Below are 25230 nucleotides of genomic sequence, written 5' to 3'. Positions count from 1 at the left end.
CCCCGCTATGGACTATAGCGGGGCTTCGTTTTTTTGATCAGGAATCGATGATCGAAAATACTTATAGTTTGGGCTCCCAGCCTTTTTCGTATTCACGGCTCCACAGCTTCATGGCGTCCCGATCCTGGATGTGTCCGTTCTTTGGATCTACCGCAAACGGCTTGTTGGTCCGGTAAGCAATGTTAGCCAGATGACACAGCAACGTGCTCTTGGCTCCTTCTTCAATGGGCGAGTTCTGTTTTTCTTTCCCCCGGATAGCCTCAAAGAAATTAACGACGTGCCGAGTGGTCATATCACCACCACCGCCGAGCGCGGTTCCGGCTTCGGAGCCTTTCGATTTGCTGTCTTTAATCACTTTACCGTCCCGGTTATAGAGCGTGTAGCCATCCCGGTCCACGTAAACGGTTCCGTTGGTACCGTAGATAATCGTGCCCCGGTCGCTTCCGTAGGTTTTATGGCCGTTCCGGCTCTTGCCGTCCCACTTGATGATTTTGTCACCAGGAAACCGGAAAGTCGCATCCATCGTATCGTACACCGCCCAGCCGTCCTCGGCGAAATACCGCTTGGCAGCCTCAACCGTTACGTATTCAGGATAGTCGACCTGCAAGGCCCAGCGGGCTACGTCCAGTTCATGGGTAGCATTGTTGCCGCTTTCGGCGGTACCGTACAGCCAGCCATACCAGTGCCAGTTGTAATCCCAGGTGTCGTGGGTGTATTCCATACGGGGAGCTGGTCCCTGAAACAAATCCCAGTCCAGCCCTTCCGGAACGGGCGCTTTCTTCGGGATGGGCACCTCGCCCCGCGCACTCGCGTAGAACGCTACCGCTTTAAACGGCTTACCGATAGCACCGTTGTGAATCTGATTGATGATGTCGATGGATTCCAGCGCCGAGCGTTGCTGGTTACCCATCTGAATGACCTTCTTGTATTTCTTCTGAAAATCGACCAGTAGCTCGCCTTCGCGGGGATTATGACTACAGGGTTTTTCGACGTACACGTGTTTACCACCCTGCACCGCCATCCAGGTACCCGGCGCGTGCCAGTGATCGGGAGTCGCGATAAAAAGCGCATCCACATTTTTGTCGGCAATCACTTTACGAACGTCGTTCTCCAGTTTTGGTTTGTAGTCGATGTGTTTCGAAAATTTCTGGAGCGCCGACTCCCGCTGCTTTTTCATCACATCACACAAATACACCAGTTCGACGTTACTGTCTTTTTTCGAGATGGGTTCGTAGTACGCGCCCAGCCGCCGACCCAGCCCGACAATGGCCAGGTTTAGTCGTTCATTGGCCCCAATTATTTTCGCGTAGCTTTTCGCCGACATACCCGTCGCCAGTCCGCCAACGGTTAGCCCGGCGGTGCTCAGGGCTGCTTTTTTTATAAATTCTCGTCTCGTTGTTTCCATTCTTGCAGGTTGATTAATACGTGAGTGAGCGACCGAACGGTTCTACGATTTTCGCTTGTTGGTTCGGGTGGCATCGCAAACCCCTTTGAAGTACCCGACCGATTCGGCAATACCCGCCAGCGGATCTTTCATGTCTTTTTCGTACTCCAGACTACAGGAACCGTCGTATTTGACTTTACGCAGCATATCCACAAAAGCCGGAATATCGATTACGCCCCGGCCCAGTTCGCAGGTTTTTCCTTCCTTGGAAGCCGCCGTCACGTTTTTGAGGTGAATATCGAAGATGCGTTTGGCGTAGGTTTGCAAATCCGCTACCGGATCATCGCCGTTCCGCCGGTCATGGCCCATGTCGAAACAGAAACCGATGCGGGCGTCAAGGTTTTTGATGGCGTTGTGAATAGAAACGGCGTTGGGGTACAATTCGATGTCGGGGCCGTGGTTATGAATAGCGAACCGAAAATCGTACTCTTTTACTTTCTTATCCACATAAGGTAATAAGTCGGTATTCGGCACGCCAATGATAAGCTTCACGCCGACTCGTTTGGCATAGGCAAAGGCATTATCAACCTCCTGCGTGGTTTTCATGTAGATAGGCCCAACGGCATAACCCGTCACTCCCGCCTTGGCCAGCTTTTCGTGGAAGGCCGTAATCTGTTCGGGTGTGCTGTTCAGCGGAAGATGAAAATCCTTGATGCACAGATAATGGACGTCCGTTTTCTTCATCATCTCCAACGCCTGATCCAGGGTGAAATGAACAAATGTATACCCCGCCATGCCTAGTTTGAACAGGTCTTCACCGGGAGCGTGGTGGGTTTCGGTAATTCGTCCGGAAGCCATTGCAACCGGGCCTACTGTGGCCAGGGCAACCGTGCCTCCCGCATTTTTTAGAAACGATCGTCGCGTCGTCATTACTACAAACTGGTAAGTTTTTGGGCTATCCCAGGTAAGGTAAGGCCGATGTACGTGGTTTTTACTGATGCGGGCCCTTTGTTTTGGTTATGAATGCAACAGATTATTGCTTTGGTACAAGAAAGAGCCGATTCTGACCCGTTGGCCCGTAGTAGCCACCAACAAAAAAGCCCCGCTAAGTTTCCTCAGCGGGGCTTCCTGTTTTAGGAGCTTATTTTACTTCTTCGTAGGGTACGTCCGACACATTGTCGCCGGTTGGTTGTCCCTGGTTACCGGGGTTCGGGTTTCCACCGTCAAAACCGGCACCATCCGTTGGACCACCCGCGCCGTTAGTCGCGTTGTACAGATCCGTCGAAGCAGCCGACCAGGCCGTATTCAACTTCTCCAGGGCTGCATCGATGGCCGCTACGTCGCGCGAACCGTGTGCGGTGCGCAGCTGCCCAAGGGCCTCTTCGATCGCCGTTTTGTTGTCCGGAGTCAGTTTGTCACCGTACTCTTTCAGTTGTTTCTCGGTCTGGAACAACATCGAGTCAGCCTGGTTCACTTTCTCAATTTTTTCGCGTTCCGCTTTATCAGCCGCTTCATTGGCTTTCGCTTCTTCGCGCATCCGGTTGATCTCGGTTTCGGTCAGACCGCTCGACGCTTCAATCCGAATTTTCTGTTCTTTGCCGGTACCTTTATCTTTAGCCGTTACGTTCAGAATACCGTTGGCATCCACGTCGAAGGTTACTTCGATTTGCGGAACACCACGCGGTGCGGGTGGAATGTCCGACAGGATGAACCGACCTAACTGACGGTTTTGAGCCGCCATCGGGCGCTCTCCTTGCAGGATGTTGATTTCCACGCTTGGCTGGTTGTCCGAAGCCGTCGAGTACACTTCCACTTTCTTGCTCGGGATGGTTGTGTTGGCTTCCACCATTTTGGTGAACACGCCACCCATCGTTTCGATACCGAGCGACAGCGGGATAACGTCGAGCAGCAACACGTCTTTTACTTCACCGGTCAATACACCACCCTGAATCGCAGCACCAATGGCTACAGCTTCATCGGGGTTAACGGCTTTAGACGGTTTCTTACCAAACAGTTTTTCGACTTCGTCCTGTACTTTCGGAATCCGGGTCGAACCACCCACCAGAATCACTTCGTCAATCTGGCTGGCCGACAAACCCGCATTTTTCAGGGCACGACGGCAAGGCTCCAAGCTCCGCTGGATCAGCGTATCCGCCAATTGCTCAAATTTAGAGCGGCTCAGCGAACGCACCAGGTGTTTGGGGATACCATTCACCGGCATGATGTACGGCAGGTTGATTTCCGTCGACGTCGAGCTTGACAACTCTACTTTTGCTTTCTCGGCGGCTTCTTTCAGGCGTTGCAGGGCCATTGGGTCCTGGCGCAGATCGATGCCTTCGTCTTTTTTGAACTCGTCGGCGAGCCAGTCGATGATCACCTGGTCGAAGTCGTCACCACCCAGGTGCGTATCACCGTCGGTTGATTTTACTTCGAATACGCCATCGCCCAGTTCAAGGATAGAAATATCGAACGTACCGCCACCTAAGTCGAATACCGCGATTTTCTGATCCTTATCCGTTTTGTCCAGACCGTAGGCCAGAGCCGCAGCGGTTGGTTCGTTGATAATCCGTTTTACGTCGAGACCAGCGATCTGACCCGCTTCTTTGGTCGCCTGACGCTCCGCATCGTTAAAGTAAGCCGGAACCGTAACTACAGCTTCGGTTACTGTTTGACCCAGGTAATCTTCAGCCGTCTGCTTCATTTTTTGCAGAATCAGCGCCGAAATTTCCTGTGGTGTATATTGACGGTCGCCGATGCGAACGCGTGGGGTTCCGTTCGGGCCGTTTTCGATGTCATATGCGACGTTTTTCGCTTCGTTTGTTACCTCGTTGAAGCGCTTACCCATGAAACGCTTGATCGAGGAAATTGTATTCTTGGGGTTGGTGATGGCCTGACGTTTGGCGGGTGCGCCGACTTTCCGTTCGCCGTTACCGTTATCCATAAACGCGACGACCGACGGCGTCGTCCGTGCTCCTTCTGAGTTGGGGATCACGACGGGCTCGTTGCCTTCCATCACGGCCACACACGAGTTTGTGGTGCCTAAGTCAATACCAATAATCTTTCCCATAACTGCCAACAAATGTTGTGGTTTAGTTTCTTTGTTTCTGTGTATACTCTGACAGACATGATCTATCTATCAATAGAAATGCCAGCGGGGAAAAATGTTTGAATTGCTGTCAGATTGGCAGAGCAATAAGCCTAAATGGGCCAGAATGACGTTTCAGGTGGACCTGCCCGTTTACAATGTGGCAGACCAGCGGCAGAAATTAGCCCCAAAAAGAGCTTACCAACCCGCGAGGCCGTAAAAGAGCGCGCCCGTCAACGTACCGAGTGCCATGCCCAGGATCACTTCAGACCAGGTATGCCGTTGCAACACCAGTCTGGAAGCAGCAATAAGTAAGGCTAACGCAATGGCTGCCATTCCAACTGGTTTATTCGATGACCAAACGACCCAGGCCATAAAAAGGGCAACCGATGTGTGCAGCGAAACCTTGTTGAAAAAGTTTACTCCATACGCACAGATAACCAGCAACAGCGCGCTCAGCATCCCCAGACAAAGCACTCGGGATTGATTCGTAGCGAACAGCGCAATAGTCACGAAGGTCAACAACCCAATCACTCTGGGATAAAGTCGGTAGCGCTCCTGCCGATTCGACACATCAGCGTTTGTGTATGTACCCCGTTTCGTCAGGCGATGCGTATGCCAATAGACCGGCACAACCACACCACCCGCCAGCAGACCGCAAACCCATACCGCTTGCCCGGCGGGTAAGTACTTCCAGGCAAGGAAAGCGGTAATGCAAAACGACAGACACAAGGGGTGACCGACAACGGAGAAGACAGTGGCTGCTTTGACAAGCCAGGAGGACGTGTTCATAAGCGGTGGCGATGGGAAAAATCGCAGGGGTCGTTTTGCCCACGTGTCTCAAAGATAGCGTTTGAAAGCGCTGACGCACAAAAAAGACCCCGCACTGAACAATGCAGGGTCTTTTTTGTGCGTCAGCGCTTCTGTTCAGCTTTTACCGAATAGTCCGCCTAGCATATCGCTTAGTCCGCCACCCGACTGTTGTTTGGGCTGCGCTTGCGCATTGCTTCCGCTCATCATCCGCATCAAGTCGCTCATGTCGAGTTTACCATCGGCCATAGCCGACTGCGCCATGCTCATCCAGTCGGTACCCTGTTTGCCCGTAATTGAACCAACGACGTCGTTCGGATTGACCGAATGGTCATTGGGGTCCTGCGCTTTCTGGCTAAGCTTACTCAATACGATGGGAACGACGGCGGCTGCAATAGACATGGCGACCTGGGGAGAGATTCCCAGTTTCTGAAACAGATTCTCCTGGACCGTTTTCTGAACGCCCTGGTTCACCTCTTGCTGAGCCCCGCTATTTCCGGTCAGCATACCGATCAGATTTCCCAAACCACCACCCTGGGCCTGCTGTTGCAAACCGCTCAGAATGCCCCCCGATACGGCCTGAAACGCGTCTTGATGCTTGTCGCTTGGAATAGCGGTATTGCTGGTGATGGCAGAGCCCGCTTGCTGCTGAACCAGATTCATCAATGTTTCTAACATGACTCTATGAATTTACGATTAATGGAAGATAGAATAACCTACTCCCTATGTGAAAATTAACTAGCGTCCGACAACGACTTGGACCATAATCCTTTACTTTGCCGCGAATTAGCGTACACTCTATGACGAACGAAAACTCAAAAAGTAGCGATCAGCCTGCCGAAAATCGGACCGTAAGCGATCAAATCAACAGCGTATTGCCTGATTTGCTTTATCCCAGCGAATCCGATGAGCCGGTTGAGTTCGTTACGTGTTATCTTAACCAGGAAGAACCACTAACTGTTAGCCAGATTAAAGACTGGCAGATGCTTCCTCCTGAAATTCACGTTGACGAAGTGCCGGAAAATGAATTTTGGGAGCCCGTCATAACGGAGCAAGACTGGTACGGCGACGAAGAAAAAACGCGGACCACGAAATTTCAACAACTAAAGCAATTGCTGGAAAAGGAGCTAACGGATCGGCAGGTATTCTACGCCGGACAAACGGAAATCGACGTTTTTCTACTCGGCAGACAGGCAAACGGCGAGCGGGCCGGGATCAGGACAAAATTGGTACAGACATAAAAAAAGCGCGGAGCCTACCCTACCGGCAAGCTCCGCGCTTTCAAGACGATTCCTGTTTACTTTACTTGCTCCACGACGGCGGCAAATGCTTCCGGGTGGTTCATGGCCAGATCAGCCAGTACTTTGCGGTTGAGTTCGATGCCCGATTTGCTCAAGGCACCCATCAGTGCTGAATAGGACATACCGTTGATCCGGGCACCCGCGTTGATCCGCTGAATCCACAGACTACGGAAATCCCGTTTTTTGGCACGGCGGTCGCGGTATGCGTAGCCTAAGCCTTTTTCGACAGCGTTTTTAGCAACTGTCCAAACATTTTTACGCCGACCGAAATAACCTTTGGCCAGCTTCATTACTTTTTTCCGACGCGCCCGTGAGGCAACGTGATTGACGGAACGTGGCATATTAATGCGTGTTTTTTGACAACTGGCGACCGTCTGACGGGTACTTTAAGGCCAGGCATCGGGTGAAACGTAAAACCAAGACGCAACTGCGTCTCTTGTTAACTTAGACGTTCAGCAGGGCTTTGATCCGACGCTCGTCAGCTGGGAATACCAGCGTATCGTGCACCAGGTTGCGCTTCTGTTTGGTCGTCTTTTTCGTCAGGATATGACTGTGGAAGGCGTGCTTCCGCTTGATTTTTCCGGTGCCAGTCAGCTTAAAACGCTTCTTGGCCGCCGAATTGGTTTTAACTTTTGGCATTTCAGTAGACCGCTTTGTATGGAAAATTAAGTAAACAGGCCGCAAAGATACGAAAAAATAAACGCAATCGACCAACTTAGGCCAATTAGCTTGCGTCAATGAATCGCACCAACCGCCTAGTCGTCATCGGCCCGTTTGTCAGGAACCCGACGCAGCAACAGCAGAAGCCCGTTTTCACCTACCGAGAAGTAGATCAAAACAGGCTTCTGTCAGCCACTATCAACGAGTGAACTGGGGTTGGTTATTTTTTAGCGACAACCGGTTTTGGTGCCAGAAACATAGACATCCGTTTTCCTTCGAGCTTGGGCTCCGCTTCCACTTTGCCGTATTCTTCCAATCCTTTCGAGAACCGCTCCAGCAGTTGGAAACCACGATCTTTAAAGACGATGGCCCGGCCTACGAATTGTACGTACGCTTTTACTTTGGCGCCTTCTTTCAGGAAGTTAATGGCATGTTTGAGCTTGAACTCAAAATCGTGATCATCCGTGTTGGGACCGAACCGGATTTCTTTGATAACGACTTTCGTCGCGTTCGCTTTAATTTCTTTCTGCTTTTTCTTCTGCTCGTATTTGAACTTGGAATAGTCAACAATACGACAGACGGGCGGCACCGCGTTGGGCGATACCTCAACCAGATCGAGATTCTGCGCTTTGGCCATAGCCTGCGCCTTGTTTATATCGTAGATTCCCTGCTCTACATTTTCACCGACCACCCGCACCTCGCGGGCTAAAATGCGCTCATTAACTTTGTACGGTTCTTCAACCACACGACGAGGTGGTCTGCGCTGGGGTAATGCCATATATTGTGTTTAGTGTAACTAACTTTTAAATCGCTTGGAATAACGTTTGGAGTACTAAAAAGTTCGGGAAGCTATTGAAAATACTGATGCTGCGCAAGAAAGAATATGTATTCAGGCGCTTCGTTTCCGATTTTTGGCAAGATCGATACCGCACAACCAGAAACCAAGCCCCTGAATAGAATAATCGCTTACACTTTTACTTCGGCCTGGAACAACTGAACAAATTCGTCAATGCCCATACTGCCTAAATCACCCTGGCCTTTCCGTCGTACCGATACCTTTCCATCGGCGGCTTCCTTCTCGCCCACGATAAGCATAAACGGTACTTTGTTGACCTCGGCATCGCGAATTTTACGACCAATTTTCTCGTCGCGTAAATCCACGAAACCACGGATATCCTGCTCCTGCAAGTTAAAAAACAACTCGTTGGCGTAGTCTTCGTATTTCTCCGAGATCGGCAGGATAGCAATCTGATCGGGCGATAGCCAGAGCGGGAAATTACCCGCCGAATTTTCGATCAGGATAGCAATAAACCGTTCCATGGACCCGAAAGGTGCCCGGTGAATCATTACGGGCCGGTGCTTCTGGTTGTCGGCACCGATGTATTCCAGTTCGAACCGGTTCGGCAGGTTATAATCAACCTGGATGGTTCCCAACTGCCACTTCCGGCCTAGGGCATCACGCACCATAAAGTCCAGCTTAGGTCCGTAGAAAGCCGCTTCGCCGAGTTCGGTTACCGTTGGTAGACCCTTTTCGGCGGCCGACTCAATGATGGCTGCTTCGGCTTTCTCCCACAGGTCGTCGGAGCCGATGTATTTGGTTTTATTTTCCGGATCGCGCAGGGAAACCTGGGCGCTATAGTCGGTAAAGCCAAGCGACCGGAAGACGTACAGGACCAGATCGATCACTTTCATGAACTCGTCCTTTACCTGATCGGGACGGCAGAAAATATGCGCGTCATCTTGGGTAAAGCCCCGCACGCGGGTCAGGCCGTGTAATTCACCCGATTGCTCATAGCGGTAAACAGTACCAAACTCAGCCAGCCGCAGGGGTAGATCCCGGTACGAACGGGGTTTGGTTTTATAAATTTCGCAGTGGTGCGGGCAGTTCATCGGCTTAAGCAGAAACTCCTCGTTCGGGTCCGGGGTCCGAATGGGCTGGAACGAATCCTCGCCGTATTTTTCCCAGTGGCCCGACGTTACGTACAATTGCTTGCTACCAATGTGCGGAGTTACCACGGGGGAATAGCCCGCCCGGATCTGTGCTTTCCGCAGGAAGTTTTCCAGCCGTTCGCGCAGCATGGTTCCTTTCGGGAGCCACAGCGGTAACCCCTGTCCAACTTTTTCCGAAAAAGCGAACAACTCCAGTTCTTTCCCTAGCTTCCGATGATCGCGCTTTTTGGCTTCTTCCAGCAGATACAGGTAATCGTCGAGTTCTTTCTGCTTAGGATACGTAACCGCGTAGATACGGGTGAGCTGCTTGTTTTTTTCGTTCCCGCGCCAGTAAGCCCCGGCCACGTTCATGATTTTAGCGGCTTTGATAAAACCCGTATTCGGGATATGTGGTCCCCGGCACAAATCCGTGAAATCGCCCTGGGAATAGAACGTGATCGTACCGTCGGCCAGCCCGTCCAGCAGGTCGAGTTTATACGGATCGCCTTTTTCCTCGAAGTACGCAATCGCGTCGGCTTTGCTCATCGGTTTGCGGATATATTGCTGTTTCTGGCGAGTCAGTTCCAGCATTTTATCTTCAACCTTCTTGAAATCTTCCTGCGAAAACGCCTGTCCATTGAGGTCGACATCGTAATAGAAACCGGTTTCGATGGCGGGCCCGATACCAAACTTGACGCCCGGATACAAGGCTTCAAGGGCTTCGGCCAGCAAGTGAGCCGACGAGTGCCAGAAGGTCGCTTTACCTTCGGAATCGTTCCAGGTCAGGAGTTGGACATTGGCATCCTCGTCAATCGGTCGCGTAGCGTCCTGAACGACACCATTTACTTTGGCCGCCAGCACATTGCGTGCTAGTCCTTCACTGATTTGGGTGGCAATATCCAGCCCGGTGCTTCCTTTGGGATACTGCCGAACGCTCCCGTCGGGCAGCGTCACGCGGATTTGTTCGTCCTGCGCAATCATTTGTGTACTGATTTATTTGTGGGTACCCGCAGCCTACCTACAACTGTAAGCTACTTCATTGGCTATATGATATAGGCTGTATGGTTGAGTAATACATCCTGTATCGTACAGCTTACATCGTTTAATTCTGTCCGATTGGTTTGACGGTACGCCGGAGCGAATCGCCCGAACCGGTCGTTACCCGCTCCTTGGGCTGAATCGTCTGGATGCGCACGCGCGTCGTATCGATCGTAGCCCGGTTTGACGCGGCTGGCAAGGCTTCATCGGACGCATCGGGCAAAAATAAGGAGTTTTGCGAGTATTGTCGCCGTTGCGAACGCCATAAACCTGCCGCAGCCTGCCGATCGGTCGTATTTAACTGGGTTGCTTTCGTGTAAGCGGCAATCGCCAGGTCGTATTGACCCATCTGTTCGTGGCAATAGCCGATGTACGTATCAATACGCGGAAACTGCGGCCGTATCTGCTGAACACGCTGATAATTGGCCAGGGCTACGTAATAATTGCGGAACTTCTGATTAAGCAAGCCAATCTGAAAGTACGCCTGATAATAGTTGGGCTGTACACTTAGTGTCTGTTGATAACAAGTCATCGCACTATCCAGTTCACCGGCCATGTGGTAGATCAACCCCCGACCGTAATAAAGCTTGGCGTTCTTCGGAAAATAACGCAGTGCCTGCCCGTTGATGTGAAGAGCCGCGTTACGATCACCCAGCGTACGGTAGACCGACGCTAGCTGGTTATACGTGTCGAGGTAGCGCGGTTTTAAGTGCAATGATTGCCGATAAAGGGCCAGCGCCTGGGTGGTATCGCCCAGCTTGGCAGCCATCAACCCCCGAAAATAATAGGCTTCGCCGTCGTAGGGGGCCATTTGCAGCGCCTTGGTCACGTAAAGCTGCGCTTTGGGAAACTGATTTTGCTGTTGAAAAAGATCGCCTAGCAGCGTGTACAGTTCAGGCGTATCAACGCCCAAGAGTTCAGCGCGCTGGGCGTTGACGAGCGCCTTATCGGGCTGTTGCAATCCTCGCAGAATCTGCGCGCGGATCAGGTAATACGAACCCGCGTTGTCATTTCGGCTGATGGCTTCGTCGATATCACTCAGGGCTTCATTGAATTTCCCCATCGTCAGCAGAATAGCCGCCCGTTTGGCGTAGGCCGATGCCGGTGACGACTGGTTGATGGCGCGCGTTAAGGCCCGCAACGCTCCCTCCGTACGGCTGCTATCGCCCGGCTTGGGAAAGTCGGGGATGTGGGCCGTCTGCCGGTCATTCCCACCGCAGGACCACAAAAGGACCGTCAAAGGCAAGAAAAACAAATAGGGACGCATAGAAAGTACCATTAGGCTATTCAAACCGACGCAAACCGATAAAAAACGCCTAATGGCAGCCGTTTTTGAAAACTATCCGTTACGACCAGTTCCCCCCATTCCGGATTCGGTACGCTGCCAAATACCTGATTCATCAGATTATCCAGCAGAATCGACGAAAAGCCGAGCGAGTAAAGATTGATGATAAAGAAGAAGTTGTTGCGGTCCAGCAGATCGGCGCAGGATTTCAGCAGATCGCTGAGGTGTTCTTCGAGCACCCATTTTTCGCCATCGGGTCCCCGACCATAAGCGGGCGGGTCCAGAATAATTCCGTTGTATTGATTGCCCCGACGCACTTCCCGACGCACGAACTTGACCGCGTCCTCTACCATCCACCGGATGTTATCCAATTCGCTATGATCCATGTTCTCCCGGGCCCAGCTGATAACCGGCTTCACCGAATCGACGTGGGTAACGTCGGCCCCGGCCTGCCGGGCGGCCAGCGATGCTCCGCCCGTATACGCAAACAGATTCAACACCTTGGGACGGGCTACCTGAGCGGATAGTTTTTGTATTGCGTTGTGAATGTATACCCAGTTATCAGCCTGTTCGGGAAACAAGCCAACGTGTTTAAACGTAGTCAGGGCCAGCTTAAACTTCAGGTTCAACCCACTTTGTCGAAACGAAACAAACCAGGGATCGCGCATGGTCGGCGTAGTTTGCCAGTCGCCCCGCTCGGGTGACTGCCGGTCGCGCCGAAAGATCGCATGCGCCCGCTCCTGCCAGTTCTGATCAGGCAACGATCGATTCCAGATAGCCTGGGGTTCGGGGCGGGCCAGTATAAATTCGCCGAAGCGTTCTAGTTTTTGGAAATCGCCCGAATCAATCAATTCGTATTCAGACCAGGGCGCTGGGGTAATTAGGTGAATATCAGCCATTTTTATTTACTAACGAATGAAGCGTGTAGCGCAGGAGACTTGTTCGGCTACGAGCTTACCTGTCTTCACTCTTCGCTGCATGTTGACCCATTGCCAGAATCAGTTCAAATTCATCGGGTTTGATGGGCATAACCGATAAGCGCGATTGTTTGATCAAGGCCACGGTTGCCAGCATGGGCTCGGCTTTGATGCGCGCCAGCGTAACCGGTTTTTCCAGGGCCATAACCGGCTCCAGTTCAACAACCACCCAGGGGGTCGGGCGGGCGGCTGCGTTGGCGACAACCGGCTCGTCGAGGGCGGTAGGGTCCGGATAACTTTCCCGCACCACCGTAGCCAGACCAACGACGGCAGGATTGGTCACACTGTGGTAGAACAGGACCTGATCGCCAACCTGCATCAGTCTCAGGTTGTTGCGAGCCTGATAATTCCGGACACCATCCCAGACGGCACGGCCCTGCTCCATAAAATGATGCCACCCGTACGTGTCGGGTTCGGATTTAACTAGCCAGTAATTCAAACGGTGGGTAAGTCATTAAGCGTAAAATGATAAGCTCTCAAAACGCGATTGGCGAACGGCTGCCAATGCGCGCGGGTTCCTATCAATAATAGTCATCCTGCTCGTGACTGTTCCCGTAACGCGAGTCATATTCGTCGTCATCGTCGGCAAAGTTCGAGCCTGCTCCTTTAAACGTCAGGGCTTTCCGGAGGATCATAATCTGCCCGGTATGGTACAGATCGTGGTTGACAATACCGTGCAGCATGTCGTAATACGTATAATCACGTCCGGGCACGATGTCTTCCAGGAATTCGTCGTCATCGCGTTTGTCTAATTCATTGATGAGTTCCTCCTGGCTCAGGCTCAGTTCCATCTCGAGTGCTTCCCACTCAAAATCATCAATTTTATCAGGCAGTGCGCCAAAGTTTTTTTCTGGGGTTGTGATATCAAACGTCGCATCGCCCTGCATTTTCTTGACGCAGAAAATACGCCAGCTCGTCATGTGAAAAACCAGTTCGGCAATGGAGTGGGTGTTGGGCGCAATTCGGCGACCCGCCATATCAGGGGTCACCCCCCGTAACACTTCAACTACCGATGGACCGTGCCAAGCTTCCTCACTTTCGTAGGTTGTATTGAGGAGGTCAATGATTCGAATAAGTTCGTCGTTTGGAACCATAAGGTTGTTTATTCAAAAAATAAAGCGGTCGGCCTGTATTCGTTCCGGTCGATACGCCACCGTGCTAGCCACTGGCGATCCCGGCTACTGTCCGACAACTCAACAGTAAGCAATTTTAACGTTTATTACTACTTCCTTGCAGACGGTTTGTTTGACACCGCTACAAATAAATTTACGAACTGAGACGTGCTTGTATAAAGTTAACAAAAAGACAACTTCATACAACGCAGTCCTTTTCCTGTCCGCTCAAACAGGTTTAGATACGCCCAACAAAGGTACATCAATATCGGTGGCGTTTCGAAAAAAACATATCGATCAATTTGACTCCTCCTCCGTACGCCCAAATGGTACGCCACTACCGTTTGATTGTCAACCGCTTTTCTTTTCGTAACAAAAGCCCAATCATTTAAATACCTATTTTTTACGGATAAATATACTTACAACTAAATCCAGTTAGTCGATGGCATAGTTTGTGTACCTATCCTTTACCAATTACGAACCGATCGGTAGTGACGGACCAGCACGTTCTACCATCTAAGAGGTATTCCGGTTTTGCTTTTCCTGCTGCCTATGCGTTTACTTGTACTTTATTTGCTAACTGTATCCACCTGCTTTTGTCAAACCCCCAAACCTCTACGGTATAGTACCGAAGTAGGCAGTTATTTTTCCACGTCGGGCCAAACCCCTTTCTGGCTGAGGACCAATCAATTCGGCATCGTTTCCCTGGATCACTCTCCCCTGACCGTACGACAGGCACTGCACGTCGATTACCACGACGCCCCCCGAACGAAACGGGATAGTTTGCAGGCGCTTAACCGGCGCGTCGATTGGGGCTGGCGGGCGGAAGCGGTGTTGAACACCGGGTACAATGTGCGACTGATTATCCCGGAAGCGTACGTAAAAGTTCGGGTGGGACCCGTCGAAGTCTGGAGTGGTCGCCGACGCGAGATTATCGGTCTGGTGGACACGACGCTCACCTCGGGCTCCTACACGCTCTCAGGCAATGCCCTTCCGATGCTTAAGTTTCAATTGGCAATCCGGGAATTCTGGCCCCGTAAAGGGCTGTTGGCGATAAAAGGATTGTATAGTCATGGCTGGTTTGAAGCAGACCGGTTTGTGCGCAATACGTGGTTGCACGAGAAAGCCTTATATGTCCGTCTGGGCAAACCCAATTGGCGCTTAAAGCTGTACGGGGGTATGAACCACGAAGTCATGTGGGGTGGCACGACTACGGAACTATCGAGTTCACGCATTAAAAATAACCTGTTGCCTTCCACTTTCCGGGACTACATTGATGTAGTAACCGCTAGTTCACTGGGAGCCCGTACCAACGTGGATACCAACCGGGTAAGCCAGTTTGACCGGGAAAACCGGATTGGCAATCACCTGGGCACGGTTGACCTGGGCTTTGAGTACACGGGGCGCTCTTTCGCCATTTTTGCGTACCGCCAAAGTATTTACGAAGACGGGTCATTGTTTCACCTCACCAACCTACGGGATGGCTTGCATGGTATCCGCATTCGGCGTCTACATTCGGTCAAGCCAAGGGGTCTGCAAATCGAAACGGTATTACTGGAATACCTGTACACGCAAAACCAGGGGGGCTCTTTGTTTATCGACAACCAGGAAGCACAACGAGGCCGCGACAATTATTTCAACCATTCGCAATACCAGGATGGCTGGTCGCGCTACGGCATGACGCTCGGTACGCCTTTCATTACCCCTTCCGGCAACAGCCGCAGCGATTTGCCGCGTTACGGGTTTACCAACAACAACCGGGTGGCCGTCCTGCACCTTGGCCTGTCGGGACACATCGCCGATTTTGTGCGCTTCCAGCTTAAAGCTTCCTACAGTGAAAACCTGGGCACCTACGAAGTTCCTTTCCCGGAACCGGTTCATCAGTTTTCCGGTCTGCTGGACGTATCAACACGATTACCCGTATTTAACGGCCTGACCGTCAATACGGCCATCGCAACGGATATCGGTCGGTTGTATCCCGCCAGCGTTGGGTATTACCTGAGCGTCCGCAAAGAAGGACAGAACCGGAAGCCAACCAGAAGGTAAGCTTGGCGAGTCCTTATGGCCTGACGGGTTTCTCTTAAAAACGCCGATAAGTATACGAAGTAAGCACAACTGGTTCGTACAAATACCAAGGTGTTGCCGTAAGATATATAAGCTAAAAAAGTTTGCTGTATACGTTTTACAGATTATTGACAAACTAATTAACTTGCTGTCTGGGTACGAGTGAATCAGGACTTGCTTGCACGGCTTGTCGTATTGGCAAAGAAACCAGGTCTTTTGTTAGACGAAACCGGTGAACAGTTTTTCTCCTGTGTCAATCGTATCACGAGCGGCCCAATTGCGAACTACCTTGATCCCTAATAACCTAACCTATGAACAGCCAGTTAAAAGATGAGGAATTGATCCGCATGCATCTAATGACTCATCGCAATGACTACTTCGAAACCCTTTACAAGCGCTATGTAACGAAGGTATACCAGCGATGCCTGAACTTGACGAAAGATACCGCTAATGCCGAAGATTACACGCAGGATATCTTTCTGCGGGTATACGGTAACCTCACTAATTTTAAAGAAAACTCGGCTTTCTCAACCTGGCTGTACTCGATCTCCTACAACTACTGCATGGACCAGATTCGTTGTGCGAACCGAACGTCTACCGTTTCGCTGGAGCAGGATCAGGAATACACCTGGGCGGAACCGACCGATCAGGAAAACCGGGAATTTCAGCTGCAACAGCTGGACAAAGTACTGGGTGTCATCTCAGAAGAAGAAACCCTGATGCTGCGGATGAAGTATGAAGATGGGCTCGATATTACCGAAATTGCCCAACAACTAAAGCTAAAAAACAGCGCGGTCAAGATGCGGCTCAAGCGAACGCGCGATAAAATCCGGCTTATGTACGGCGAACAGTTTTTCTGATTAGCCCCTTCCCTTGGACTCTGTCAGTTGACGTACAGGTTTTACCAATGCCCGTACGTCAACTCGTTTTGTTACTGGTAAACGCGTACATAATCGATTTCCATCCGTTGCGGCCAGATGGACTCATCGACGCCTTTCTGCCCACCCCAGTTGCCGCCAACGGCTACGTTCAGCAGTAAGTAACAAGGCTGATCGAACGGCCATTGAGCTTCTGTATTTCCCAGGGCTGCTTTTTGAACGCTGTAATAATTTTGGTCGTCGACAAAGAAATCGATTTTGTCGGGCGTCCACTCAATGGCGTACAGGTGAAAGCGGGTGCTGACGTCCTTGACGGGGATTGCCTGCCCTTTTTCGGTTTTCTTGGCGTGGTTGTAGGCTTCTGTATGAACGGTGCCGTGAACCACCCCTTCATCAAAGCCAACGTGTTCCATAATGTCGATTTCGCCCGCTCTGGGCCACCCTGCGGTTTGAATACCCTGCCCCAGCATCCAGACCGCAGGCCAGGTACCCCGTCCGGCGGGGAGTTTCGCCAGTGCCTCAATACGTCCGTATTTCCAGGCGGCCTTGCCCCGTGTCAGCAAACGAGCGGATGTGTACTTGTTTCCCTGATAGTCTTCTTTACGGGCTTCGATAATGAGTTTTCCGTTTTCAACCCGCGCGTTTTCCAATCGGTTGGCCGTATAGTACTGCAATTCGTTGTTACCCCAGCCCTTACCGCCGACTTCATAGCCCCATTTTGTTGAATCGGGCAACCCGTTTTTCGTAAACTCGTCAGCCCAGACCAACTTGCGGGCGGAAGGTGCAACCGGATCACCCACGGGCAATCCCACATTCGGACTTTTACAGGCTAGCAAAACAGCCACCCCCACCATCTTCACAATCAATACGCTTTTCATCATCGTTCCAAAAGCTTACCGTTACACCGTTTTTTGTCACGTTAGCGGGTTCCAAATGCCCACGTCAGAAAGTCAGGCATGATCGCACTCCAGGTTTCCTGGTTGTGCTTACCTCCATCGATTTCTACGTACCGAATCGCGGACGATGAAGATGGCACTCGCCCGCCGGTCGGATCCCATGCGTATCCTTTTTTAACCAGTTCGTCAATCAGATCGAGCGTGTCGTCAATCGCATCGATCACACCGTTGTTATTTCGGTCGCTGGTTTCGTCCTCGGTTCCGGTCTCGAACCAGAAGGCAAGGTTCGAATGATACGCACCCTTACGAACCAGATCGTGCATAATGCGGTCGGTTTCATCGCGGTAGCCGTCTTCGGTGCTTTTACTGCGCCACCAGAACGAGCCCGAAAACACCCCCGCCCGGCTAAATCGGTCAGGATGATGAAACACCAGATCGAAGGCGGACAAACCACCCAGCGAGAAACCAGCAAAGGCACAGGCTGCTGGTTCGCTACTGACGTTGTAATGTTTTTTTACGTAAGGGAGCAGTTCCGTCAGCACAAAATCGGTGTACAATCCGGCTTTGCTGCCCCGATGCATGTAATCCGCGCGGGCCGCTGTTCCGTACTCCTGAATCCGGTCGCCGGCATGAATGGCCACCAGCACGAAGGGTTGGACGAGCTGCTGCTGGTACAACGAATCCAGCACCTGCGTCATGCGCAACCGGCCCAGATCCTGACCATCATTCAGGTACAGTACGGGGTAACTATGACCGGAGGGGTGATAAGCAGGGGGCAGAATAATGTCCAGGTGAACAGTACGACGGAGCGGAACGGAAGCCAATGAATCGTCGTGCCAAACCGATACGGAACAAGACTCGGCAGAAGAAACAACCGGTAAATGAGCAGCCATAAGCGCGAAAATTCTCAATAATAAATAGACCACAACCGGCAAAATAGGCATTTTTTTCGGCTTACGCCCGCCTATTTTTGTCGATCCGGGCGATTTCTTCTATTTTTCACCCGAAAAAGAAGGTACGTCTAAACATACAACACCGTGCAGCAAGATTATCGAAAATGGTACTCACACCACCTCGGCCGCGATATTGACATGCTGGTTTACGGCAATTGGGGTTATCCGGTAGTGCTGTTTCCGACCTCAATGGGGCATTACTACGAATACAAAGATTTTGGCCTGGTCGAAACGGCCCGTTGGTTCGTCGAGACGGGTAAGGTTAAGTTGTTTTGTATCGACAGCATTGATCGGGACAGTTGGTACGCCAAGCACCTCCACCCTGGCGCACGCATCTGGAACCACGTTCTGTACGATCGTTTTCTGCACGAAGAACTGGTTCCGGGTATTCAGCGGGAGTGTAACGTCCAGAAAATAGGTGTGTCGGGGGCTTCGTTCGGCGGCTATCACGCCTTAAATTTTGCGTTTCGGCACCCTGAGCAAGTAGGCCACTTGCTGACGATGGGAGCCGCCTTCGACATCCGGTCATTCCTCGGCGGTTATTACGACCAAAACGTTTACTTTAATAATCCGCCCGATTTCCTGCCCAACGCGCAGAACAACGAATTTCACCACATGAACATCGTACTGGGCACATCGGAATACGATTTCTGCCGGGACGCGAACTACCAGATGTCCGGTATACTAAGCCGGAAAGGAATTCGGCATCAGCTGGACGTGTCGCCCTGGGGCAATCACGACTGGCCCGTCTGGAAAGACCAGTTTCCGCGCTACCTGAGCCAGATTTAACCGAAAGAAAGCGTTGTTGAACACCTGCGTTCGGTTCAGTGCTGGTTCATGCGCAGGTGTTCCAGGTAGCAGGTCAGCGCCTGCTCGACGGATATTTCGTGCTGCTGCGCAAGGCAAAGCACCGAATACGTGATGGCGTATGATTCAGGAAGTTTGTGAAAGCGCTGCCAGATGGCGTACGCATCGTCATACCGCTGGCCTGTCAGCCGGGTAATATGAGCCAAATTCGTGGAATCCCAGCCCAGATAGGGCAGAAACATAGCCTTTATACAGTTCACTACGCCAACATTTTCCGTTAACAATAACTCTACGGCGCAAACTAAGGGAATTATACGGAAGCAATTTTCAGCCGGTAATTAAGAAGTAATTAAAATAAGCATAAGGATTATTACCGGTTTGAAAGCGGCCCATACCCTGATTGGCTTACTTTACTTTCATGCCGCCCAAAGGCGCTGGAAGCCAATTATAGAACGCAGCGAGAAAGCCCGGCAGTAGTACCGCCGGGCTTTTCTGATTATTCCTAAACCCTTAATTTTACTTAATTACTTGTATAATTAACGAAGTCAGGGTTCATACCCTTCAACCAGTGGTTTTACTCACCCCAGGTAGTAATTCATCTGCCGGATCTGCCAATAAATCGACTCATTTACTCCTTGCTGTTACTGCGACTACGCGATAAACTTGCGGGGTTCGGCGTAGCTTTCGGTTGGCTTGGCCACTCCATTAAGCCGTTCTTAAGTGGGTGTTAAATTGTCGTTATAATCACTTCGGCACAAAATGATTGCTGGCGACAGGATGTTTACTTTGTACAGCATCCTACATCAACCGTTATGATGTTCAAAAAAAATTCAACGTTAGCGGGTCCCTGGACAATGGTTTTTCTCATCGCGACCGTGGTACTTACCTTGATCGCCGAGTCCGTGATTAAATTGTTTTTCTAGCAGGAAGTGGTCTGCGATCGCCTGCTACGCTGAAAGAGGGCATCGTTCACGCTTCCGCTACGCACACCAGCAGTGGTTTACCGGCCTTTTCCTTGTGGTTTTAAATAAATACGGGCTAATCGGACCGAACGAGGCTATTTTGTACCGGTAGATCAAATGGACACTCATTAACTCAATCTAGTTTACGCGCGTCGATAAACTCAACTACCTTTCGGATGTGCTTACAAGCACGGTGAAAAGTACCCAAACCCCACTGGCCTTGCGAGTGGGGTTTCTCATGGTTGCCGCTCAATTAATTCGTTTCTAAGTAGTTACGTTTTTCAGTAGATTCGTGTGTACAACCTCACTAGAAACCATGCTTCTCATTCGCGCACTAGTCCTCCTGTCTGTTGTTGGCATTCTGATTGTCCTGTATCGATTGGTTAGCTTTCGCAAACAGTGCCCTGGTTGTGGCTACGCCGACCCGAATCGAATACCCCGGAAAGGGATTGCCAAACGACTTCCGGTAAAGGCGTATGCTTGTCCCCGTTGCCACAATCATTTTTACAAAATTCGGGAGGTTACGCAGGCTTCTTCCAATGCTACCCTGGTTTGACGATGCATTCCGGTCCCGATCCGACCACTTGCGCGGACGATAGGGGTTTTCGGGTAAGCGCCAGCATCAGACCGAAAATGCCCGAGCCGAATTACCGTATACTAAAAGCGCTTCGTACTCTCCCTTACTTTTCGGTAATGCCTAGTCTAAATAGTATAAAACAAAAGACTATGCTGGAGCTAATCGATATCGCAATCGCCTTTGGAATAGGGTTTTGGCTACGATCCTGTTTGGTCAATCACAAAAAAAACGAGTCGTAACGCTTTATTCGACTATCTATATCCGGAGTTATGTTAACGCTGGAATTCGCTAGTTACTACGATCCAATTCGTATTGGTTTACTCGGTTAGCCCGACGCTGTGCCTACCAACTCGTCCCTACCGTTTTGCTCCAGGGAGTTGAGGTCCTGTCCGTTGGAAGCTATTCCGAAAATGATACCGAGTCTGACAACTACCCATTAAAAAATACTCGTCTGTTTATAGATCTGGTCCATGTACCTGCTTTTTGGCAGTTGGCATTTGTCGGGCGTGACAGAGCAACAAGCGTCCCATTACCTCACTATTCGCTGAAACTATGTCGTTTGTTTCATACAAACGGTTAACTTGATGCTCATAGACACTCAACGCTATTTTAGTATGTATTTTGTAATTGACGCGCTTACCCGCGACAACCAGGAGCGAAACTTTGGGTTTCAAGTTAATGAGCAAGAAGTTGAACTGGGACTTGATATCCTGTCTGGCTTTGTTGAGAAAGGGGACAAACTGGTTGAGGTTCTACTTGTTTTTGACAACAACGTAACGAAACTACCGATTTCCATTTTTGATGGTCACTCCTTTGCAAAGCCTATCAAGCAGTTGCAGGGACAATGGCAGGAAATCTTACGTTCAACGCCTGAATGGCAGATGAAACCAGTTTATAGCAGCGATCTTTTGCAGCGAGCCCAAACGGCTCGACAATCTAAAATAGATTGTCTTAAAGTAAGCCGGGAACAAATGCAGAAATTACTCGACCGGGCTAGCCAGCAATCAAACAATGGGCTTTTATTGAATCACTACCAAACGCTTATTAACGCCTATACCCGTATGCTCGCCAGCTACGAGGCCCGGTAAGCGTCAGACAACAGCCTGGCAGACAGGGCAAGCTGAGCGAAGCACTCGTTGATAAACCCATCTGAAAATCAAGGCTGAGCCAATCAATTGTTAAAAATAACGATCAGTTATACTATACCGAATAATTTATTTACGATATTTTTATTTCGGTAACATGTATATTGCCACGCATTATAAGGTTAATTATAAATCCCTATTGGCTCTGCTGGTAGGGATTTTCGTCCTGAGTATCCCAATGTGTGCAGACGAAACAGTTGGTTGCAGTAGTTTGTCCTGAATTAAGGCTTTGTTCGATTTGCTTTATTCATGACTTACGTTATTCTTTTCGTCGTTCTACTGCTGAGTCTTGTTTATGCGTATCGACACACAAGCTTTTCGGCAAAATGCCCCAAATGTGGTCGCTTCGATTATGACCGCATCCCCCGCTCTGAACTGCTCAAGATTTTCTCTGCTATCATTCCGTTCAAGGTATACCGGTGTCGCAATTGCTGGAATGCATTCTTACGGATCTCGAGCCGATAGCCTGCACGCTGTAAGCAATTAGCTGTCAATTCAGTCCGTCGTCCAATCTTTTCGGATCAGGCAACCGCTGGCCATTGTCAGGACAAATCGCCATTCGCTGTACCTGACCAGAACCTATGTAGCAAGTTGGCACGGAACCCTGCCGGTCGAGCGTTTGTGGGGCTATTGCGTTACTTTTTGTGAAACCAGCCGGGAAGAGTCGCCTGATTTTTTCCCGAAAACCTACCTCCGTTGAGCACTCAATAGGCATCGTTCCTTTGTGCGAACAATACGCAAGAGGCAAAGGCTGGAGTTACGTTAGCCGGCGTTCCGCTAACCAAACCTGGTAAACCCGAGCGAACCGCTTATTTCCAATAAACGCACTTGCCCAAGAACAATGGGCTTTTTATCTGGTTTACCCCCGAAATAGGCGTACTTTTCAGCGTTGTTATCCCATTACGGTTTACATCTTCCCACTTTTTAGTATAACAGACAGATTATGAGCGACAAAGTTAAGATTGGCATTCTGTTCGGCCAGGAAAACACCTTCCCACAAGCCTTTGTTGACCGGGTCAACGAAAAACAACGTACGTTCCCGGCTGAATTCGTTTCGATCGAACAGGTCGAACAAAGTGTTCCGACCGACTATGCCGTCATTATTGACCGGATCTCACAGGATGTCCCTTTTTACAAAGCGTTTCTTAAGAATGCAGCCTTAACCGGCACGGCTGTCATCAATAACCCATTCTGGTGGAGTGCCGACGAAAAGTTTTTCAACAATGCACTCGCCGTGCAGCTGGGAGTACCCGTTCCCAAAACAATTCTGCTTCCTTCCAAAGAACGGCCCGACGATACGAATCATAACTCGTTCCGTAACCTGCAACACATGAACTGGGAAGCCATTTTTAATCACATTGGTTTTCCCGCTTTCATGAAACCCCACGCCGGTGGTGGCTGGAAAAGCGTTTACAAGGTAGACAACCCCGAGCAGATGTTTAGGGCGTACGACGAAACGGGGCAGTTGGTTATGCTCTACCAGGAAGCCATTGACTTCACAGACTACTTCCGGTGCTACTGCATCGGCGGCAAAGACGTGCGGATCATGCCCTACGAACCTCGGAATCCACATCACCTGCGGTACGCTTCGGAGATGAAAACGACGGGTGACGCCGGTAAGAAACTGCTCAACACGATGACCGACTACGTACTTAAACTGAATCACGGTCTCGGATACGATTTCAATACGGTCGAATTTGCGGTACGTGACGGCATCCCCATTGCCATTGACTTCTGCAACCCCGCCCCTGATGCCGACATTCATTCGGTCGGGCAGGAAAACTTCGAATGGGTGGTAGAAGCCGCAGCGACGATGGCTATCGAACGAGCCAAGACCTTACAGAAAGGCAAGGACAACCTGACGTGGGGCACGTTTGTGCGCGGTTCGGTAGCCGGCGAACCCCTTCTTTCGCCTAAACCGCCTAAAGCGGCTACGGTCACCAAATCCGACACGGTTACGAAAGAAGCAAAATCGGCAAAACCGGATGTAGACGAGAAAAAACCGGCCAAAGGCAAAAAGCCGAAGGCTTAAGCGCAACGCTACTTGGTAACATACAGACAGCACGTCGTAACTTTTTTTGGCATGACACGCTGTCTGTATGTATTTTTGTGATTGGATTTTAACCACCGTCACACCACCACCAAGTACGTTAACTCGATGAAAAAAGGTTTACTAGTTTCTTTTTTGTGTGCTTTTTCGTTTCTCTTCAACGCCTGTACCCCTCCCGAAAGCCAGCCTAAACCCGTATTAATCAGCGCCAGTCAGATTGTTTTTTACAACAACACGACCCTCAAGGGCGTTACCACAACCAACAGTTCGCTAACCTATCAACCCGCCGATTATGAGGTTAGTGTAAACCGAATTACGTACCAGACTACGCTTAGCGACGGGACAACCATCACGGCTTCGGGGATTGTTTATCTGCCAAATCAGCTGTATTCACCGAACAAACAGTATCCGCTGCTCAGCTTTCAGCACCCTACGGCTTTCTCGAATGCCGAAGTGCCGTCGGGTTTTAATTTCGGTACCGTCAGTTTTTCGTATCCCCTTTATTTCGCAACGCACGGCTACATCGTGGCCTGTCCGGATTACATTGGCTACGGCACCGCTGATCACGTACCCCACGATTACGAACACCGCCAGACGCTGGCCCAGGCAACGGTGGATATGATGCTGGCCACAAAGGACTTCCTGGCCAAGAAAAATGTGCAGTGGAGCAACCAGCTGTTTCTGGCGGGTTATTCGGAAGGTGGTTTTGCCACCCTGTCGGCTCAACAGTTGCTGGAAGAAAAATACAAGTCAGACCTTCCGTTGAGCGGAGCCAGCTGCGGAGCGGGTCCATACGCCATGTCGGCGTTCTTTAAGCACATAACCCAGAATTCGACGGTAGGTGGCGTTGCCAACTACATTTATGCCTGGGAAACACTCAGCTACAACCGCATTTATGGGCTGAACAAGCCAGTTTCTTATTACTTCAAGGAGCCGTATGCCAGCCAGATTGCGCAATCGCTCGACAATGCCCGGTCGATCCTAGCGAGTTTCGATCAGATTTGTACGGATCAGTTTCGGGCTGAGGTCAACAATCCGTCGTCCCCATTCGCGCGGGCCCTGGCCGACAACGATCTAACCGACTGGCACACCACGACGGCTACCCGGCTTATCCATAGCCAGCAGGATGAAATCATTCCTTTTCTGACCTCCCAGCAAACGTACAGCGACATGCGCAAGCTCGGTTCGTCAAACTTGAGTCTGGTGGCGCTTCCCCAGGGAGCACACGTTCCGACTGAGGTGCTGTTTATGCGTCAGTCGCTGGACTGGTTCGAACAGATTAAAAAGTAACGTACTTAATGGTCGATCGACAAACGG

Annotated in this window: 26 protein-coding genes; 9 read left to right on the top strand and 17 right to left on the bottom strand. The window is 50.7% G+C overall.

What is annotated here, in order from left to right:
- Positions 1-61: 61 nt before the first annotated feature.
- From LQ777_RS12575 to LQ777_RS12555, 5 genes are all read right to left on the bottom strand, one after another.
- Positions 62-1405 (bottom strand): Gfo/Idh/MocA family protein, encoded by a 1344-nt coding sequence (locus tag LQ777_RS12575; RefSeq protein WP_232558275.1) that lies wholly within the window; start codon positions 1403-1405, stop codon positions 62-64.
- A 42-nt stretch (positions 1406-1447) separates the two neighbouring features.
- Positions 1448-2314 carry a sugar phosphate isomerase/epimerase family protein gene (locus LQ777_RS12570; RefSeq protein ID WP_232558274.1) on the bottom strand — a complete coding sequence of 289 codons (867 nt, stop codon included), beginning with the start codon at positions 2312-2314 and terminating at the stop codon, positions 1448-1450.
- Between the two features lie 211 nt (positions 2315-2525).
- The gene (gene dnaK / locus LQ777_RS12565) at positions 2526-4451 is read right to left on the bottom strand and encodes a molecular chaperone DnaK (protein ID WP_232558273.1); all 1926 of its coding nucleotides are present in this window, start codon (positions 4449-4451) and stop codon (positions 2526-2528) included.
- A gap of 216 nt (positions 4452-4667) precedes the next feature.
- A complete protein-coding gene (locus LQ777_RS12560) occupies positions 4668-5261 on the bottom strand; it encodes a phosphatase PAP2 family protein (RefSeq protein WP_232558272.1) in 594 nt (197 codons plus the stop codon).
- A gap of 135 nt (positions 5262-5396) precedes the next feature.
- Positions 5397-5957 carry a DUF937 domain-containing protein gene (locus LQ777_RS12555; RefSeq protein WP_232558271.1) on the bottom strand — a complete coding sequence of 187 codons (561 nt, stop codon included), beginning with the start codon at positions 5955-5957 and terminating at the stop codon, positions 5397-5399.
- Between the two features lie 122 nt (positions 5958-6079).
- On the opposite strand from LQ777_RS12555, the gene LQ777_RS12550 reads away from it, so the two are divergent.
- Entirely contained in the window at positions 6080-6520 is a 441-nt protein-coding gene (locus LQ777_RS12550; RefSeq protein ID WP_232558270.1) for a nuclease A inhibitor family protein, read from the top strand.
- Positions 6521-6576: 56 nt separating this feature from the next.
- Here the strand turns inward: LQ777_RS12550 and rplT are convergent, their stop codons facing one another.
- Both rplT and rpmI read right to left on the bottom strand, forming a co-directional pair.
- A complete protein-coding gene (rplT, locus tag LQ777_RS12545; protein WP_232558269.1) occupies positions 6577-6921 on the bottom strand; it encodes a 50S ribosomal protein L20 in 345 nt (114 codons plus the stop codon).
- Between the two features lie 103 nt (positions 6922-7024).
- Positions 7025-7219: a 50S ribosomal protein L35 gene (rpmI, locus tag LQ777_RS12540; RefSeq protein WP_162384346.1), complete on the bottom strand. Its 195-nt coding sequence runs from the start codon at positions 7217-7219 to the stop codon at positions 7025-7027.
- 98 nt (positions 7220-7317) lie between these two features.
- Here rpmI and LQ777_RS30510 point away from each other — a divergent pair, with 98 nt between their 5' ends.
- A complete protein-coding gene (locus LQ777_RS30510; RefSeq protein WP_255720595.1) occupies positions 7318-7449 on the top strand; it encodes a hypothetical protein in 132 nt (43 codons plus the stop codon).
- 11 nt (positions 7450-7460) lie between these two features.
- On the opposite strand, the gene infC is transcribed toward LQ777_RS30510, so the two are convergent.
- From infC to LQ777_RS12510, 6 genes are all read right to left on the bottom strand, one after another.
- The gene (infC, locus tag LQ777_RS12535; protein WP_232558268.1) at positions 7461-8018 is read right to left on the bottom strand and encodes a translation initiation factor IF-3; all 558 of its coding nucleotides are present in this window, start codon (positions 8016-8018) and stop codon (positions 7461-7463) included.
- Between the two features lie 188 nt (positions 8019-8206).
- Positions 8207-10150, bottom strand: coding sequence for a threonine--tRNA ligase (thrS, locus tag LQ777_RS12530; RefSeq protein ID WP_232558267.1), 1944 nt, complete (start codon positions 10148-10150; stop codon positions 8207-8209).
- Positions 10151-10271: 121 nt separating this feature from the next.
- Positions 10272-11474 (bottom strand): tetratricopeptide repeat protein, encoded by a 1203-nt coding sequence (locus tag LQ777_RS12525; RefSeq protein ID WP_232558266.1) that lies wholly within the window; start codon positions 11472-11474, stop codon positions 10272-10274.
- A 20-nt stretch (positions 11475-11494) separates the two neighbouring features.
- Positions 11495-12391 (bottom strand): class I SAM-dependent methyltransferase, encoded by an 897-nt coding sequence (locus LQ777_RS12520; protein WP_232558265.1) that lies wholly within the window; start codon positions 12389-12391, stop codon positions 11495-11497.
- A gap of 55 nt (positions 12392-12446) precedes the next feature.
- Positions 12447-12908, bottom strand: a complete 462-nt coding sequence (locus tag LQ777_RS12515; RefSeq protein WP_232558264.1) for an EVE domain-containing protein — start codon at positions 12906-12908, stop codon at positions 12447-12449.
- 82 nt (positions 12909-12990) lie between these two features.
- Positions 12991-13563, bottom strand: coding sequence for a DinB family protein (locus LQ777_RS12510; protein WP_232558263.1), 573 nt, complete (start codon positions 13561-13563; stop codon positions 12991-12993).
- Between the two features lie 570 nt (positions 13564-14133).
- On the opposite strand from LQ777_RS12510, the gene LQ777_RS12505 reads away from it, so the two are divergent.
- Both LQ777_RS12505 and LQ777_RS12500 read left to right on the top strand, forming a co-directional pair.
- Positions 14134-15627: a capsule assembly Wzi family protein gene (locus LQ777_RS12505; RefSeq protein WP_232558262.1), complete on the top strand. Its 1494-nt coding sequence runs from the start codon at positions 14134-14136 to the stop codon at positions 15625-15627.
- Between the two features lie 329 nt (positions 15628-15956).
- Positions 15957-16505: an RNA polymerase sigma factor gene (locus tag LQ777_RS12500; protein WP_232558261.1), complete on the top strand. Its 549-nt coding sequence runs from the start codon at positions 15957-15959 to the stop codon at positions 16503-16505.
- Positions 16506-16576: 71 nt separating this feature from the next.
- Here LQ777_RS12500 and LQ777_RS12495 read toward each other — a convergent pair whose 3' ends face one another.
- Complete coding sequence (locus LQ777_RS12495) at positions 16577-17401, bottom strand: glycoside hydrolase family 16 protein (RefSeq protein WP_425276949.1); 825 nt, start codon at positions 17399-17401, stop codon at positions 16577-16579.
- Positions 17402-17442: 41 nt separating this feature from the next.
- Positions 17443-18312, bottom strand: coding sequence for an alpha/beta hydrolase (locus LQ777_RS12490; RefSeq protein ID WP_232558259.1), 870 nt, complete (start codon positions 18310-18312; stop codon positions 17443-17445).
- 144 nt (positions 18313-18456) lie between these two features.
- Between LQ777_RS12490 and LQ777_RS12485 the strand changes: the two genes are divergently transcribed.
- A complete protein-coding gene (locus tag LQ777_RS12485) occupies positions 18457-19161 on the top strand; it encodes an esterase family protein (protein WP_232558258.1) in 705 nt (234 codons plus the stop codon).
- Positions 19162-19196: 35 nt separating this feature from the next.
- On the opposite strand, the gene LQ777_RS12480 is transcribed toward LQ777_RS12485, so the two are convergent.
- Positions 19197-19421: a hypothetical protein gene (locus LQ777_RS12480; RefSeq protein ID WP_232558257.1), complete on the bottom strand. Its 225-nt coding sequence runs from the start codon at positions 19419-19421 to the stop codon at positions 19197-19199.
- Between the two features lie 1036 nt (positions 19422-20457).
- Here LQ777_RS12480 and LQ777_RS12475 point away from each other — a divergent pair.
- Together LQ777_RS12475 and LQ777_RS12470 are read left to right on the top strand one after the other, a co-directional pair.
- Complete coding sequence (locus LQ777_RS12475; protein ID WP_232558256.1) at positions 20458-20697, top strand: hypothetical protein; 240 nt, start codon at positions 20458-20460, stop codon at positions 20695-20697.
- Positions 20698-21332: 635 nt separating this feature from the next.
- Positions 21333-21806: a hypothetical protein gene (locus tag LQ777_RS12470; RefSeq protein ID WP_232558255.1), complete on the top strand. Its 474-nt coding sequence runs from the start codon at positions 21333-21335 to the stop codon at positions 21804-21806.
- A gap of 547 nt (positions 21807-22353) precedes the next feature.
- Here LQ777_RS12470 and LQ777_RS12465 read toward each other — a convergent pair.
- Positions 22354-22611: a hypothetical protein gene (locus tag LQ777_RS12465; RefSeq protein ID WP_232558254.1), complete on the bottom strand. Its 258-nt coding sequence runs from the start codon at positions 22609-22611 to the stop codon at positions 22354-22356.
- Positions 22612-22806: 195 nt separating this feature from the next.
- Between LQ777_RS12465 and LQ777_RS12460 the strand changes: the two genes are divergently transcribed.
- Together LQ777_RS12460 and LQ777_RS12455 are read left to right on the top strand one after the other, a co-directional pair.
- Positions 22807-23895, top strand: a complete 1089-nt coding sequence (locus LQ777_RS12460; RefSeq protein ID WP_232558253.1) for an ATP-grasp domain-containing protein — start codon at positions 22807-22809, stop codon at positions 23893-23895.
- Positions 23896-24021: 126 nt separating this feature from the next.
- The gene (locus LQ777_RS12455) at positions 24022-25203 is read left to right on the top strand and encodes an alpha/beta hydrolase family protein (protein WP_232558252.1); all 1182 of its coding nucleotides are present in this window, start codon (positions 24022-24024) and stop codon (positions 25201-25203) included.
- Positions 25204-25230 lie beyond the last annotated feature (27 nt).

The organism is Spirosoma oryzicola (assembly GCF_021233055.1).
GTDB classification, from domain to species: Bacteria; Bacteroidota; Bacteroidia; order Cytophagales; family Spirosomataceae; genus Spirosoma; species Spirosoma oryzicola.
Note: the sequence above shows the minus strand (reverse complement) of the source record. Positions and strands in the feature narration are given on the sequence as shown.

What these genes read in the sequence shown, in the direction of transcription:
- LQ777_RS12575 (WP_232558275.1), bottom strand. Translation starts at nt 1,405, where the DNA reads ATGGAAACAACGAGACGAGAATTTATAAAAAAAGCAGCCCTGAGCACC.
- LQ777_RS12570 (WP_232558274.1), bottom strand. Translation starts at nt 2,314, where the DNA reads ATGACGACGCGACGATCGTTTCTAAAAAATGCGGGAGGCACGGTTGCC.
- dnaK (WP_232558273.1), bottom strand. Translation starts at nt 4,451, where the DNA reads ATGGGAAAGATTATTGGTATTGACTTAGGCACCACAAACTCGTGTGTG.
- LQ777_RS12560 (WP_232558272.1), bottom strand. Translation starts at nt 5,261, where the DNA reads ATGAACACGTCCTCCTGGCTTGTCAAAGCAGCCACTGTCTTCTCCGTT.
- LQ777_RS12555 (WP_232558271.1), bottom strand. Translation starts at nt 5,957, where the DNA reads ATGTTAGAAACATTGATGAATCTGGTTCAGCAGCAAGCGGGCTCTGCC.
- LQ777_RS12550 (WP_232558270.1), top strand. Translation starts at nt 6,080, where the DNA reads ATGACGAACGAAAACTCAAAAAGTAGCGATCAGCCTGCCGAAAATCGG.
- rplT (WP_232558269.1), bottom strand. Translation starts at nt 6,921, where the DNA reads ATGCCACGTTCCGTCAATCACGTTGCCTCACGGGCGCGTCGGAAAAAA.
- rpmI (WP_162384346.1), bottom strand. Translation starts at nt 7,219, where the DNA reads ATGCCAAAAGTTAAAACCAATTCGGCGGCCAAGAAGCGTTTTAAGCTG.
- LQ777_RS30510 (WP_255720595.1), top strand. Translation starts at nt 7,318, where the DNA reads ATGAATCGCACCAACCGCCTAGTCGTCATCGGCCCGTTTGTCAGGAAC.
- infC (WP_232558268.1), bottom strand. Translation starts at nt 8,018, where the DNA reads ATGGCATTACCCCAGCGCAGACCACCTCGTCGTGTGGTTGAAGAACCG.
- thrS (WP_232558267.1), bottom strand. Translation starts at nt 10,150, where the DNA reads ATGATTGCGCAGGACGAACAAATCCGCGTGACGCTGCCCGACGGGAGC.
- LQ777_RS12525 (WP_232558266.1), bottom strand. Translation starts at nt 11,474, where the DNA reads ATGCGTCCCTATTTGTTTTTCTTGCCTTTGACGGTCCTTTTGTGGTCC.
- LQ777_RS12520 (WP_232558265.1), bottom strand. Translation starts at nt 12,391, where the DNA reads ATGGCTGATATTCACCTAATTACCCCAGCGCCCTGGTCTGAATACGAA.
- LQ777_RS12510 (WP_232558263.1), bottom strand. Translation starts at nt 13,563, where the DNA reads ATGGTTCCAAACGACGAACTTATTCGAATCATTGACCTCCTCAATACA.
- LQ777_RS12505 (WP_232558262.1), top strand. Translation starts at nt 14,134, where the DNA reads ATGCGTTTACTTGTACTTTATTTGCTAACTGTATCCACCTGCTTTTGT.
- LQ777_RS12500 (WP_232558261.1), top strand. Translation starts at nt 15,957, where the DNA reads ATGAACAGCCAGTTAAAAGATGAGGAATTGATCCGCATGCATCTAATG.
- LQ777_RS12495 (WP_425276949.1), bottom strand. Translation starts at nt 17,401, where the DNA reads ATGAAAAGCGTATTGATTGTGAAGATGGTGGGGGTGGCTGTTTTGCTA.
- LQ777_RS12490 (WP_232558259.1), bottom strand. Translation starts at nt 18,312, where the DNA reads ATGGCTGCTCATTTACCGGTTGTTTCTTCTGCCGAGTCTTGTTCCGTA.
- LQ777_RS12480 (WP_232558257.1), bottom strand. Translation starts at nt 19,421, where the DNA reads ATGTTTCTGCCCTATCTGGGCTGGGATTCCACGAATTTGGCTCATATT.
- LQ777_RS12475 (WP_232558256.1), top strand. Translation starts at nt 20,458, where the DNA reads ATGCTTCTCATTCGCGCACTAGTCCTCCTGTCTGTTGTTGGCATTCTG.
- LQ777_RS12470 (WP_232558255.1), top strand. Translation starts at nt 21,333, where the DNA reads ATGTATTTTGTAATTGACGCGCTTACCCGCGACAACCAGGAGCGAAAC.
- LQ777_RS12460 (WP_232558253.1), top strand. Translation starts at nt 22,807, where the DNA reads ATGAGCGACAAAGTTAAGATTGGCATTCTGTTCGGCCAGGAAAACACC.
- LQ777_RS12455 (WP_232558252.1), top strand. Translation starts at nt 24,022, where the DNA reads ATGAAAAAAGGTTTACTAGTTTCTTTTTTGTGTGCTTTTTCGTTTCTC.